Raw genomic sequence first — 14,153 nt, forward strand, 5'->3', positions numbered from 1 at the left:
AATGTAATATAAAACTGTTAATCGGAGAGGGATTAACTAACATTTAAGCTGGTACAGCCATGTTGGTATGGTTCTTGGAAATGCTGGGGTAGCAGATCAAAAAACCACTAGCAATGGAGTATATAAATAACCTAATCAACCGGATATGCGACCGATCAGATCAGCTTCATGATACGCAAACGATCAGCTGGCAGGCCCTCCGCGAGGCAGAACAGCTGGCCAACCACGCCTATATTCCCACCCTGTATCAATACATCGATCAGGAAACAGACAAGGAAAAAAGACGGGCTGCCATCTTCATTATTGCACAGCTTTCCCGCAATACAAATGATCCGGAAGTAATCCGCTTCCTGATAGACCGGCTGAAATTTGAACAGGATGCAGATATGATCACCGGTATCCAGCAGGACCTGGAAAGAGGCTTACCTATTCCGTCCTACATCAACGTACAGCCCCTGCTCAATAATACCCTTTCCGCCAATTCAAATATCCGCCGCTCCGCACTGCTGGCGTTAAAAGGCACTAAAAACCCGGCCGTAGAAGAATGGGTGTTGCAGGTTTTGCAACGCACTGTAAATGAATCAGATATATATTATATCACTATTTTACTCAGTAAGATTGCCACCCGCAAGAGCCTTACGGCTTTAAAGCGTTTGCTGGATCATTCCCGCCAGGATGTACGCAGTATAGCCTTTGCCACCATCGCGGATATTGAAAGGGAGAAAGAAGTGATGTTCTATGCACGTTGCCTCATGCGCGGGCAGTTGAAATTTGAGGCCATGGAAGCTATCTATAAATATGCAGATGAAAATGCTGTCCAGGCGGTCATTAACCGTATCACCGAGTTACTATCCAGAAAAAGAACTCAGGGCACTGCTTTAAATTTCGGAAGTTTTAAAAACGGCTTCACTGACCTGATGCTGGGCATGGAGTTTTTATGGAAATTCCGGGCTGCCAAATCGGAAGTGAAGAAAACCTTCTCCTGGATTGCCGAAAAGAAAGCCGAATATCTGCTGCCGGAAGAAAGGGAGTGGATGCAGCGCAACCTGGCGATCAGCTGATAATTTGCGGTTTGCATACCTGATTTGGTTACATTCGCATCCTAAAAAAGTTATAAGGATGAAAAAAACGTTCCTTGTGCTTTTGACTGGATGTGTGATGAGCACCATGCAGCATGCCTATGCACAGCAACGCCTCTACACTATGTCGGAAGCCACCAACGGACTTCGGATGGAACTCGCTCCTGAGCGCGTAAAAATGTTTGAATGGATTCCGGGTGAAGATGCCTACACCAGAGCCGTCACCGTAAACGGTAACATCGCCTGGGTAAAGTATACGCTGCCACAAGCAAAAGCAGATACCCTGCTCACCACCAATTCCCTGAATGCACAACTTTTTGCCGCCAAACCACTGCGCGGCCTGCCGATGATGCACTGGATCAACAACAGCAGTGCATGGTTTTCCATCGGTAATCAACTTTATACGGTAACACTTGAAAATGGAAAATGGACTGCCGCCAGCTGGTGCGAACTACCGGAAGGCGCGGAGAACATTACCGTAAATAATAAAAGCCGCCAGATTGCCTGGACGGTGGCCAACAATTTATTCCTGCGCACGGCCGATGGTAAAACACAGGCAGTCACCAACGATGCGGACGTCAATATCGTAAACGGTAAAAGCGTGCACCGCGATGAGTTTGGGATCAACGGAGGTATTTTCTTCTCCCCGGATGGAAATCAACTCGCGTTTTATCGCATGGATCAACGGATGGTCAACGATTATCCGATCATCGACTGGTCGGTCGTACCTGCAAAATCCAACCTTATCAAATACCCGATGGCAGGAGGTAAATCCCATGAGGTGACCCTGGGGGTATACCAGCCATCTACCCAAAAAACAGTATTTCTGAAAACAGGCCTGCCGGCAGATCATTACCTGACCTGCGTTACCTGGGCGCCTGATCAGCAATCCGTATATATCGCTATTTTAAACAGGGAACAAAATCACCTCTGGCTCAATCAATACAGCGCCACTACCGGCGACCTGGTGAAAACCCTGTTTGAGGAAACAGACAGCAAATATGTTCATCCTGAGCACGCGCTTTCCTTCGTGCCCGGCAAAAACGATCAGTTTATCTGGTACTCGGACCGCGATGGTTACCGGCATTTATATCTCTATAATACCAATGGCCAACTGGTTAAACAACTGACCAAAGGCAACTGGGTGGTGAACGATATTATCGGTTACAATACCAACACCGCGGAAGTGATCTTTACATCTGCCAAAGAAAGTCCGATGGAAAAGCACTTATATGCGGTAAGCCTGAAAAATGCAGCGCTTCGCCGGCTGGACAATGCAGCAGGCTGGCACGAAGGCCAGGTGAGCAGCAATGGTAGCTATGTGCTGGACGCCTATAGTTCAGCTACCGTGCCGGCAGTATCACAGGTGCTGGGTGTGAAATCGAAATTCCAGCAAACGCTGGTGCAGAGCGCAGATCCGCTGAAAGCATTCAAACGCCCTGAAATCAGGAATGTAACGCTGAAAGCAGACGATGGTACTCCGCTGTATGGTAAGCTGATCCTGCCTGCTGACTTCGACTCTACCCGTAAATATCCTACCATCGTGTACCTGTATAATGGTCCGAATGTGCAGCTGATTAAAAATACTTATCCTGCCAGTGGTAACCTGTGGTATGAATACATGGCACAGCATGGCTACGTGGTATTTACCATGGATGGCCGTGGTAGCCTCAACCGGGGAATGGCTTTTGAACAGGCTACTTTCCGTCAGCTGGGCACGGTGGAAATGAATGATCAGCTGCAGGGAGTTGCTTACCTGAAATCACTCCCATATGTGAATGCCGATAAAATGGGCGTACATGGCTGGAGCTTCGGTGGTTTCATGACTACTTCGCTGATGCTGCGTCATCCGGAGGTTTTTAAAGCGGCAGTAGCCGGCGGGCCGGTGATCGACTGGAGTATGTATGAGGTGATGTATACAGAGAGGTATATGGATACGCCACAGGAAAATCCGCAAGGATATGCAGATAACAACCTGCTTACCAAAGCGAAGAACCTGAAAGGGCATCTGATGCTGATTCACGGTACTAATGATGATGTAGTGGTATGGCAGCATTCCATTAATTTCCTGAGAGCCTGTGTGGATTCACAAACGCAGGTGGATTACTTCGTATATCCGGGACATTTACATAATGTGCTGGGGAAAGACAGGGTGCATCTGATGCAGAAGATTACGGATTATTTTGATCAATATTTAAAATAAGCCATTTTTTAGGTAGATAATATTTGGAGGCTGTCTCAAAAGCAATTTGAGGCAGCCTCTTTTAATTGTCAGAAAAAATCCCGCCCTCTTTTCTTTTACACTAATTCTCCAATAATAGCCCTCATCCGGTACCTTTCCGCCAAAAATCCCTTAGCATCCTATTCTAAAAAATTAAGAAATTATCCAGTGAACAACAAAACTTAGGTATTTACTGTTACGTCGCAGAAATACCAATGATGATTATTAATTCACTATAATCCTTTATAACCATTACATAAATATGCTATGACGTTAAAAATCACTGATGCTAATTACGACCGTGAAGTAGAATTAGCAAATCAACTTGTTATCATTTTCTTCTGGGAAGAACAATGTGGCCCTTGCAGAATACTCAGTTCGGTCATTGAAGAGCTGGCAAATGATTATAAGGGTAGCATTCAGGCAGGTAAACTAAAGGTGTGTAATTTAAATTTGGATGAAAATCCCGAGACTGCCAGCACCTTTGACTTCAAAAGCTTGCCCAGGGTCCTGTTTTTTATAAACGGCTCGGTTGTCTTCGAACATGCCGGCATTATCTCTAAAGCAGAACTGGCCAAAAATATCGGGTATTACCAACCAATAGCAGACAAACTTATCAGCGAAAGGGAACAATAACATTACACCCTACAAACGCTAACATCTGACAAACAATCCTATTATTTTAACAAACAATTTAAACCTGATCAAATGCTTATAGAATTAACAACATCAAATTTTGATGAGGAAGTAGAAAAGGCAGACAAACCTGTATTTATTAGCTTCTGGGCAGCATGGTGTGGCCCCTGCAACTTATTCCACCCACTCATGGAGCAGCTAGCCGAAAAGTATGCAGATACAATAATGGTCTGTAGGGTAGACACTGAGAAGGAAGGTCAACTAGCAAGTGCATTCGAAGTCAAGAAGATTCCCACCCTCATGATAATCAAAAATAGAACTATTATATACTGTCAACCAGGCGCTCTTTCCATGGAGCAACTGGAAGACCTGGTCGATCAGGCAATCCGCGTAAACATAGAAGAGTTAAACTCCCCGAAATTTTTAACGACTAAATAATACGAGACACCGGAAAATTTGAACCTTCATCGTTATGATAACCAACCCGTAACAGAAGTACACATTGGTAGGTGGCGTACATCCTAAAATGCGGCTGGATTTCTTTGTAGAACTGATCCAGAAAATCAGGGCACATCACCCGGACCTTCACAGCAAAGGCTTTATCGCAGTGGAACTGGATTATACCTGATAATGAGGTAAAGATCTTCGATCGGTCGGGACGACTTGTATATCAGCGTATGTTACAATCTGGAGAAAATAGCGGAGGTACAACAGGAATAAAAAAAGAGGAGCAATTGCTCCCCTTTTTTTATTCCCCGTTTTTATTATCCTTAAAGCCGGTGGGCTTGTATTTGATATCAGAGAAAATACTTTCGCATTCAGCGCCCAGAGGCGATTGCGAGGAGAATCCCAACTTGATTTTTCCACCCGGGTTGAAGTTGACCATGCGGGCGGCAGTCCAGCTTTTGCCGGCATCGAGGGAGTAAAACATGCCATAGAAGTTGCCTCTTTTGCTCAGTCGCATCAGTACTTCGTTGGTACTGGATACGGCGTTGGTAGCATCGTCTGTAAAGGTGTTGGTTACACCGGAACAAACGGACAGATAGCCATAGTGGCTCTTTTCAAAGAGAAACTTGATGTAGTGTGTACTGTCTGCATACACGAAGATGGCCCCGCCATCGTAGGTGTCGTTGAACCCTACTTTTACTTTGGCGGTAACGGTGAAGTCGGCATCCGGCTGAAACAGCAGGATAGGCGCGTTGGTGGCTTTAAAGTCGCCTCCACCGTAATGAAAGAAGTCGGTGCCTTTAGTGGCAGTAATAGAAAGGCTGTTGCCGTAGGCGACTGACAAGGCTGGCTTGTTGAGCCAGTATCCTGCGGACGGCATTCCGGCAATGTGTACAGAGTCGTCAGCGGGTGCAGCCTGGACTGTGGTGCTGAAACATGCGGCCAGTACTAACAGGGAAGCATAGATGCTTTTCATAAAACAATAGAATTTATTGTACAGATTTTAAGGTTTGCCTTTGATGAGTTTATCCAGTACCGGGAACATTTTTGCGGCAAAGCGTTCCATGCCTACGTCGTTGGGGTGTACGCCATCTACGGTGCCTTCGTGGTCGTTGCCAATGAGGCCTTCGCCGGTTTGGTAAAAGAGATTTTTGATGCCTTGTTTTTGCAGTTCAGCGAACGCCTTTTTCAGTTCTGCCTGTTTTTTAAGAGAGGTTTGTTTTACGACAGGGTTGAAGAAGCCGCTTTCGTATACAAAATTCTCCAGGAGCAGGATAGGTGCGTTGGGTCTGCATTTTCGGATCTGCTGCACCAGTTTTACGGAGCGATCATAGATTTCTTCCGGTTGGGTGTTAGGGTTGCAATCGATCACGAAGAGCGCTGCATCTATTTCGCAGAGTGATTCGCCGACAGTAGTTTCGAAGGTGCCGTTGCCGCTGAAGCCGAAGTTGATGATCTGGCGTTGCAGTTTGCGCACGAGGATATTGGTAAAAGCCATACCCGGACGGGAGGCGCTGGCACCTTGTGCGATGCTGCTGCCGTACCAGGCAATCGGTTTTTTGTCGAGCAGTGTGGTGGATTGTGGTTTGGTGATTTCAGCGCCTGCATTTACGCCGATAGATAAGGAATCCACACCATCGTAGAGGGGGAGGAAGAGGAGGTATTCGCGGGCAACGTTTTCACCGTTGGTGAGGATGTTGCGCTGGAAGTTGCCGCCGTTACCATCGGGCACGCCGCTGTTGACGAACTGCCATTGGTTACCCACGAGGGCGTACAGGTCGAGGCCTTTTACGCCGATGGGCGACATGTTGTTGAGGGCAGCATTATTTTTCGCTTTCCATTTAGCGCCGATGGTATTGGCATTAGAGCGGAAGCGGATAGCGATGCCTGCGGAGTTCTGGCTGAGCGACCAGATGACGGGTCGCACGGTGGCTTTGAATTTTTCAGGCATGCGGTTATAATTCGGTTCGTTGTGATACTTATCTATTACCGGAAATTCCATCGCATCGTGGTATACCAGATCGGGTTTGGCGGGTGTGGTTTTGGTTTGGGCATTCACGGTGGCAGATAGCAGAATAGCTGGCAGTAAAGGCTTCAGGTATCCGAGTAGATTTTTTTTCATTGATGGCATATTTGTTAAAAGAGTTTCCGAAGGTAAGGATAAGAAAAAATACCGGAATTTGCCAATTACGCAAACGCTTGCGTGGTTAACGCAAGCGTTTGCGTAGTGTAATTCTAAAAACATTTGCTTAAACTAGTGGTATGAAAGAGAAGAAAGAGATTTCTTCCCGCATGAAAAGCAGCTTATTTAGACAGTGAACGATAAGGCGCAATACAGTGAACAATTAACGCGCCACAACAACAGTGAACAAGCAAACAGTGAACAACGTCCGCATTTTTCTAGATGCGTTATTTAAGTTACAGTGAGCAAGCGTAATAAATACGCCAACAGTGAACAATAATTTTAATTAAGAACAGTGAACAGCGTCGTGGAACCTGCCATAGGGAGCAACTATGGCAAGGTTTACGACAGGGGATCAGGTGTGTAACACCAGCTGCGATTCCATGATTAATTGCTGGTAATCGTTGAAGTCGTGATCGCCGTTTAATATGCTCAACAGCATATTGGTAGCGGCCTGGCCCTGTTCGTACGGAAACTGCTCTACCGAGGCAGCGGGCGGATAGGCCGTATAGCTGCTGACCGGTGTATTGGCGTAAGATACAAAAGTAATATCTTTATTTATCTCCAATTTTTGTTTGAGTGCATACTGCACCGCATCCATCGCTACATAATCATTAAATGTGACCACGGCGGTTACCTTTCTTTTCAGAGAGAGCAGTTGTTTCATGGCTTCGGCGGTACCGGCGGCTGTGAGGTCTGCGCTTACGATCAGTTCAGGATCATATTTAAGGCGATGCTTGTGCAGGGCACGCATATACCCTGCTGCGCGTTCTTTGCTGGCCACGAGCTGTTCGGGGCCATTGATCATGCCGATTACGCGGTGTCCTTTTTTGAGGAGGAAATCCACTGCCTGTACGGTACCTGATTCCAGGTTGCAGGATACGGAATGAATATTTGGTAAGTCGGGAATACGATCAAAAAATACCACCGGAATTTTTGCCTGTCGCAACATTTCGAAGTGCTCGTAGTTGCGGGTATTTTTTCCGATGGATACAATGCAGCCATCCACGCGGTGTTGCTTCATACTTTGAATGATCTGCTTTTCGCGGGCTTCGTCGTCGTGGGACTGGCCCAGGAGCACTGTATAATTATTGCTGTAGGCAGTATCTTCAATACCACTGATGGCGCTGGAAAAGAATGCTTCTGATAATTCAGGCAGCAGGATGCCGATGGTAAAGGTTTTGCCCTGCTGAAAGAAAATGGCGGTCTGGTTACGTTCATAACCCAGTTCGGCCGCGAGCTGCTGTACACGTGCTTTTGTTCTCAGACCAATGCTATGGTGGTCATGCAGGGCACGTGATACGGTAGATACGGATATGTTGAGTCGTTTCGCAATTTCTTTTATTGTTGGCTGACCCGAAGAAACCACCTTTCTCATACTATTTCGACGTTAATGGAATATATACAGTGAACAAGCTGGCGGGTAAGTTAATTATTAATACTTAGAAACCCGTTTAAAACTATCTAAAGCTAGCGAACACAATCTATACGAATGTAATAATACTTTGGAGAACTTGACATATGTAGTTTATATTAAAGATATGGGGCCGCCACAGGCGGGTTAGAATCATTATGCAATAAACAGATATATACGTACAATAATATCTATTTATTTGTAACTAATCAAATTTTAATACCTTTTTACAAGATTTTGTTAAGAATAGGTGTCTTCGGCCTGTTATTTGCAATTAGGGGAGTAAATTGCCAACGTCCAGCCCGTTAACCCATCATAAATTTTTTTAAGATTATTAAATACTCAATCTTATGACAATACAACGATATGTCTTGCCGGTACTTGCAGCAGCAACCGTACTTGCTTCCTGTTCAGCTCCACGTAAGCTGCGGGAATCAGAGGCAAGAAACGCACGACTGGATAGCCTGTACAAAGACGCTACTGCCAAATTACAACGCTGTGATGAGGATGCTGCACGTGCGGCCGCTGCTTATAAAGATCGCGTAGCCAGCCTCACCGAAAAGCAACAGCAACTGCAAACAAACAATACGCAGATGCTGGATCATCTGAAAGAGCTGTCTGTCATCTCGAGCAGTCAGGCGGAAAGCATCAAGAAATCGCTGGATAACATCGGTGCAAAAGATGCGTATATTAAAGACCTGCAAGGTGCTATTGCCCGCAAGGACTCCTTAAATATGCAGCTGGTGCTCAATCTGAAAGGTGCCATCGGCAACCTGGATGATAAGGACATCAATATTAAGGTAGAGAAAGGTGTAGTATACATCGACATTTCCGATAAACTGCTGTTTAAAAGTGGTAGCTATGAGGTAACGGACAAAGCAAAAGATGTGTTGGGTAAGGTGGCGAAAGTATTGCTGAACCAGCCTGATATCGAGTTCATGGTGGAGGGTCATACGGATAATGTTCCTTACCGTCCGAACGTATTGCTGGATAACTGGGATCTGAGTGTGAAACGTGCTACCAGCGTGGTTCGTATTCTGCAGAACCAATATGGTATTCCTCCAGCAAGGATGACTGCTGCCGGACGTTCTGAATATGTGCCTGTGGCTAGTAACGATACGCCGGAGGGTAAGTCTGCTAACCGCAGAACGAGGATTGTGATCCTGCCTCAGCTGGATCAGTTCTTTAAGCTGTTGGAAAAACCAGCGAATTAAGATTTGTATTTTTGCAGCAATATTTTAAGCCCTCGCCTTCGGCGAGGGCTTTTTCGTTCAGTCCACGGCCGCAGGCCGTGGGCTGAACGAAATTAATCTACGGATCATTCCAGGGAAAATAAACCCATGAAATGGCCATACACTCCACCAGTATAATTCACCGGCTATGCCGTCTGGTACATAAACAGCTGTCTGCGTAAGGTTATTATCTCTCAAAACAAATAATAACCAGGCCTCACCAGGAATTTTCATTTCTGCTTCCAGTAATAATATGCCCTGTTGGGGATTGGCAATTACCACTTTCCAAAAATCAATGTTATCGCCAGGATGCAGCGTAGTAGGATGTTTGCGGCCTCTCATGCCGGGGCCACCCACGAGTTTATCAGCCCAGCCGCGGAGGTTCCAGAGCCAGTTGGCATAATACCAGCCGCGTGTACCGCCAATTGAAAAAATATTAGCCACTGTTTGTGTGCTGTTGCCCACCGGCATGCGGCGTATGTCACTATAATATTTTCTTCCCCTGATGTATACTTTCCAGAAATCCTGCTCCATAGCTTTTGTAAAACATGCAAAGTTAACGGATCGCTTAGGGAAAAAAATCTTACATTCAATAACACCCTAAAAGATGATATTATGGATATAAAGAAACAAACGGTGCAGTCGCTCAAAGACTTACTCCTAAAGGGCAATGCGCATGTTACCTTCTGGGATGCAGTGAAGCATATACCGGCGGATAAGCTGGGGGAAGTGCCGCCGAATATGCCTTACAGTATCTGGCAACTGGTAGAGCATATACGACTTGCCCAGTGGGATATCCTGGATTTTTCAAGGAATCCTGATTATAAGGAAATGAATTGGCCGCACGATTACTGGCCTAAGGAAACCGCTCCTAAAAATGAAAAACAATGGAAAGATACGTTGGAGCAGATCAAGGATGAATTGCACGAATTTATTCAGCTGTTGGAAGCGCCGGATGCTGATTTATTTGCGCCGTTTCCGCATGGGGATGGTCAGCATTTGTTTCGCGAGGCCGTGCTGATAGCGGATCATACGAGTTATCATACGGGGGAGATCGTGGCGGTTAGGAGGATATTGAATTGTTGGCCATAGCCAATGATCATCACGGAGTTTGTCCCTCGCCTTTGGCGAGGGCAAACTCCGTGGTTAAGTGTCGCCGAAGGCGACACTTAACCACGGAGCGATAAAATTAAATGGCCTGCCATAAATAATCACTAAACCAGTTACGGTGATCACTAAACCGTGCCACTGGCGCAAACCCGCCTAAAGAAGCCAGCTGATCGATTTCCACCGGATCATACTTCTGGGAAATTTCCATATACAGCGGTTCATTTTCTCTGAACTTAATCACTACGTTGTCGCCTATACGCACCTGCTGGTCACATAAGCTGATCAGGTAGCTTTTACAACTGCCTGTTTGCGGATCGTATGTAGGGAAGTGTTCAAACTGTGATATATCAAAGTTTCCATCCAGTTCACGATTAATCCTGCGAAGCAGGTTGAAGTTAAATTCGCGGGTAATACCGGCATCGTCGTTATAGGCGTGGAGGATTAGCTGCGGATGTTTTTTAAGGTCAAAACCGGTGAGCAGCAGATCGCCGGGATGCATGTGGCGCCTGAGCTGCTGGCAAAAGCTGCGGGCGGCAAATGGCGTGAAATTGCCAATATTCGCACCCATAAACAGTATTATTTTTCTTTTCGGGGAGATGTCATTGGCGACCTTGAGCATCTCAAAGTATTCTCCCTGCAGACCCTGAAACTGTAAGCCCGGTAAGGACTCCGGAAGGGAGTCTTCCAGTAGTTGTATAACGTTGCCGGATATATCTATCGGAAAATACGTATAGTCCACTCCGTTATCCAGCAGTTGTTTGAGCAGGTGTACGGATTTGGAGGCATCACCGGCGCCCAGCTCTACGATGTCGTAGTCACTGGCATGCTCATCAAAAGCGGCGGCGATAGCTGCCGATTGCTCCTGCATGATTTCCATTTCGCAGGCGGTGAGGTAGTATTCCGGGCATTGCATGATCTGTTGAAAGAGCACATCGCCGGGTGCGTCGTAAAAATATTTCGGGTCCAGGTATTTTTGTTGTGCCCGCAATCCCTGCACTACATCATTGTAGAAAGTGCTGGTATGGCGGCTTCTGGAAACCGTTGCCGGTGTGGAAATTACAGTGGAATGTGCCATAGCTCAATGATTGTATCGTCAGTTAAAAATGGATTAGCTTTTAGCCAGCCTGATGCCGGTGAACTGCCATCGCAGTGGTGCATGGAAAAAGTTTCGGTAAGTTTTGCGGCTATGCTCCGGCGGGGTCACTTCTGATCCGCCGCGCAGCACCATCTGGTTTACCATAAACTTACCATTGTATTCGCCGATGGCTCCTGGTGCTTTCTGGAAGCCAGGGTAGGGGAGATAGGCGCTTTCGGTCCATTCCCAGCGCTGGCCCCATGGAAAATGATCTGCTGCGGCTTCCCATTCAAATTCGGTGGGGAGTCGCAATCCTTTCCAGGCAGCATATGCTGCCGCTTCGTAATAGCTCACATGGCAAACCGGTGCATCCTGCTCCAGTGGCTGCAGGCCACTCCAGGTATATTGTTGCCAGTTATCGTCTATGAGGTACCAGTACATGGGGGCGGTTATGTGATTTGTTTTTACCCAGTCCCAACCTTCGGCATGCCAGTAACGGAAGTCCGTATAGCCGCCCGCGTTAATAAATTCCAGGTATTCCGCGTTGGAAACCGGGGCGGAACTGATGGCGTATGGCGCCAGGTAAACCTGATGTCTTCCTAACTCATTATCAAAACAAAATCCTTTGCCATGGTGCCCAATACTGTAAATGCCTTCCGGTACGGATACCCAGCGTGCTTTGGAGGCTGCTGTTACAGCGCTTTTTCTGCCCGGATCATAAGGCGGCATCAGCGGGTTATGACCAAGAATATATTTGATATCGGTATACAGCAGTTCCTGGTGTTGTTCTTCATGGTTGAGGCCGAGGATCATGAGTGCTTCCAGGTCCTCTTCCATTGGGGAGGACAGGAATTTTTCCATGGCGGTATCCACATGGCGACGGTATTTCATCACCTCTTCTACGGAAGGGCGGCTCAGGTTGCCTCTGTCTGTCCGGATCACACGGGCTCCTACGGATTCGTAGTAGCTGTTGAACACAAAGTTATATTGCGGATCAAACTCCGTGTAGCCAGGTGCGTTAGGCATGAGAATGAACGTTTCAAAAAACCAGGTAGTATGGCCGAGGTGCCACTTGGGAGGACTCACATCCACCACGGGTTGTACTACATAGTCTTCCGTTTTCAATGGTGCGCAAATGTATTCAGAACGGGATCTTACGGTCTTATATTTTTCCAGAATATTCATACTCATTTATTTTTCAGATATAGTGCCAGGTCTGAGATGCTTTTAATTTGCAGGTCAATTGTTTGTTGCCGGCGCATCATCAGCGCGTAGGTATTATTAAACCCGATTGGTTTGAGCCATTTGATGCCGTATTGTTGTTCAAATTCCCGGCTAACGTAGGCGTATACCTTGTCTTTGTCTGCAATCAGTGTATCTGTAATATTTGCCGGTGTTTGGAGGATGGCGAGCAATCCGGTTCCGGTATATTCGGGATACACATCAAGTTGATTATTGTTCAGTGCATCGAAACAAATTTTTGTGCCACCGAGTCCCAGTTTTGTACTTACTGAGAGATCAGTATGTCCTTCGATCAGCATTTTGTACATATTGGCGAGGATGTACCCATCGCCAAATATCTTACAACCAATACGTATCGTGCCTTTGGAGCCGTTTCGGTCAGATTTGAGCAGGCCTTGTTGCTGCAGGAATTCCCGGGCTACTTTTTCCGGGCTGTACTTCAGGTAATCTACCTGGTAGTTCAGTGCCGTCATAATGCTATCATTAATTGTACCAGCCAGGAGGTTTAGGGTAGGTTCCAGCTCAGGATATTTTTCCAGGGCGGCATTAGTGACGATGGGAGCTGCATAATAGGGCGGAAAAATATGCTTGTCGTCCTGCAGCACTACCAGGTCAAAGGCTTTTCCACGGCCATCGGTGCTGCTGCCGCTGATTATATCAATATTTTTTTCATAGGCCGCTTTATACATGATCATATCACTGATCACAAGCGGGTTTACGTGGATGCCGTATACTATGCGCAGGCCCAGGTTACCATCACGGCGACCCATAAACTCCGGTGTGAAGCCGGCTTTCAGGGGCGCTTTGTTACCGATCGGCAAAAAGTAAAAGGAGGAGAGCAGCAGGAGAATGAGTGGCAGTACGTATAAGCGGCGGCGTGACTGATTGGTTTTCCTTTTTTGCAACAGGGAAATCAGCCAGTCGAACAATATAGCCAGCAGTGCCGCGGGGATAGCCCCTGCGAGGATCATGCTGGTATTATTGAGGGCAATGCCGCCGAAAATAAACTCCCCTAAACCGCCGGCGGCGATATAGGCGGCTAGGGTAGCCACGCCTACATTAATTACCGTAGCGGTGCGGATGCCGGCCAGTATCACGGGCATCGCCAGTGGCAGCTGTACTTTGAGGAGCAGCTGTCGATCGCTCATACCCATGCCGGTAGCGGCTTCTGTGATGGTGGGGTCCACTCCGCGTATACCCGTGTAGGTATTGCGGATGATGGGGAGCAAGGCATATAGAAACAGGGCTACAATGGCGGGTTTTATGCCAATGCCGAGTAATGGAATCATGAATCCCAGCAGGGCAATGCTGGGGATGGTTTGCAATACGCCGGCGATGCCGAGTACAATGCCGGACAGCCTGTGGCGCCTCGTAATGAGGATGCCCAGTGGCAGTCCTATAGCAATGGCGATCAGCACGGAGATGAACGTCAGGCCGGTATGGGTGATCGTTTGCTGCAGCAGCTTGCCCGACTCCTGTTGTATGAAATCAAAGAATCCTGTTTTGGGTTCCATA

The 14,153-nt window shown here is 47.0% G+C and carries 13 protein-coding genes; 6 read left to right on the forward strand and 7 right to left on the reverse strand.

Annotated elements, in window-relative coordinates:
• The first annotated feature begins 113 nt into the window (after positions 1-113).
• The 4 genes from BUB18_RS24695 (at position 114) to BUB18_RS24710 (ending at position 4,374) form a co-directional block, all read left to right on the forward strand.
• Positions 114-1,061, forward strand: a complete 948-nt coding sequence (locus BUB18_RS24695; RefSeq protein WP_073086255.1) for a HEAT repeat domain-containing protein — start codon at positions 114-116, stop codon at positions 1,059-1,061.
• A gap of 58 nt (positions 1,062-1,119) precedes the next feature.
• Positions 1,120-3,282, forward strand: a complete 2,163-nt coding sequence (locus tag BUB18_RS24700) for a S9 family peptidase (protein WP_073086257.1) — start codon at positions 1,120-1,122, stop codon at positions 3,280-3,282.
• A 285-nt stretch (positions 3,283-3,567) separates the two neighbouring features.
• Positions 3,568-3,936 (forward strand): thioredoxin family protein, encoded by a 369-nt coding sequence (locus BUB18_RS24705; RefSeq protein ID WP_073086259.1) that lies wholly within the window; start codon positions 3,568-3,570, stop codon positions 3,934-3,936.
• 72 nt (positions 3,937-4,008) lie between these two features.
• Positions 4,009-4,374, forward strand: a complete 366-nt coding sequence (locus BUB18_RS24710) for a thioredoxin family protein (protein WP_073086261.1) — start codon at positions 4,009-4,011, stop codon at positions 4,372-4,374.
• Between the two features lie 310 nt (positions 4,375-4,684).
• Here BUB18_RS24710 and BUB18_RS24715 read toward each other — a convergent pair whose 3' ends face one another.
• From BUB18_RS24715 to BUB18_RS24725, 3 genes are all read right to left on the reverse strand, one after another.
• Positions 4,685-5,359, reverse strand: a complete 675-nt coding sequence (locus BUB18_RS24715; protein ID WP_073086263.1) for a DUF1349 domain-containing protein — start codon at positions 5,357-5,359, stop codon at positions 4,685-4,687.
• 27 nt (positions 5,360-5,386) lie between these two features.
• Complete coding sequence (locus tag BUB18_RS24720; protein WP_178372203.1) at positions 5,387-6,505, reverse strand: SGNH/GDSL hydrolase family protein; 1,119 nt, start codon at positions 6,503-6,505, stop codon at positions 5,387-5,389.
• A 415-nt stretch (positions 6,506-6,920) separates the two neighbouring features.
• Entirely contained in the window at positions 6,921-7,943 is a 1,023-nt protein-coding gene (locus tag BUB18_RS24725; RefSeq protein ID WP_073086265.1) for a LacI family DNA-binding transcriptional regulator, read from the reverse strand.
• 386 nt (positions 7,944-8,329) lie between these two features.
• On the opposite strand from BUB18_RS24725, the gene BUB18_RS24730 reads away from it, so the two are divergent.
• The gene (locus BUB18_RS24730) at positions 8,330-9,193 is read left to right on the forward strand and encodes an OmpA/MotB family protein (protein WP_073086267.1); all 864 of its coding nucleotides are present in this window, start codon (positions 8,330-8,332) and stop codon (positions 9,191-9,193) included.
• Between the two features lie 57 nt (positions 9,194-9,250).
• Here BUB18_RS24730 and BUB18_RS24735 read toward each other — a convergent pair whose 3' ends face one another.
• Positions 9,251-9,745 carry a DUF2867 domain-containing protein gene (locus BUB18_RS24735; RefSeq protein WP_073086269.1) on the reverse strand — a complete coding sequence of 165 codons (495 nt, stop codon included), beginning with the start codon at positions 9,743-9,745 and terminating at the stop codon, positions 9,251-9,253.
• An 81-nt stretch (positions 9,746-9,826) separates the two neighbouring features.
• On the opposite strand from BUB18_RS24735, the gene BUB18_RS24740 reads away from it, so the two are divergent.
• Positions 9,827-10,303, forward strand: coding sequence for a DinB family protein (locus BUB18_RS24740; RefSeq protein ID WP_073086271.1), 477 nt, complete (start codon positions 9,827-9,829; stop codon positions 10,301-10,303).
• A gap of 97 nt (positions 10,304-10,400) precedes the next feature.
• Here the strand turns inward: BUB18_RS24740 and BUB18_RS24745 are convergent, their stop codons facing one another.
• The 3 genes from BUB18_RS24745 to BUB18_RS24755 are packed head-to-tail and all read right to left on the reverse strand — an operon-like array spanning position 10,401 to position 14,152.
• A complete protein-coding gene (locus BUB18_RS24745; RefSeq protein ID WP_073086273.1) occupies positions 10,401-11,396 on the reverse strand; it encodes an L-histidine N(alpha)-methyltransferase in 996 nt (331 codons plus the stop codon).
• A gap of 33 nt (positions 11,397-11,429) precedes the next feature.
• The gene (gene egtB / locus BUB18_RS24750) at positions 11,430-12,581 is read right to left on the reverse strand and encodes an ergothioneine biosynthesis protein EgtB (protein WP_073086275.1); all 1,152 of its coding nucleotides are present in this window, start codon (positions 12,579-12,581) and stop codon (positions 11,430-11,432) included.
• Positions 12,582-12,583: 2 nt separating this feature from the next.
• A complete protein-coding gene (locus BUB18_RS24755) occupies positions 12,584-14,152 on the reverse strand; it encodes an ABC transporter permease/substrate-binding protein (protein WP_073086277.1) in 1,569 nt (522 codons plus the stop codon).
• Position 14,153: the final 1 nt, after the last annotated feature.

This window comes from Chitinophaga jiangningensis (genome assembly GCF_900142605.1).
GTDB lineage: Bacteria > Bacteroidota > Bacteroidia > Chitinophagales > Chitinophagaceae > Chitinophaga > Chitinophaga jiangningensis.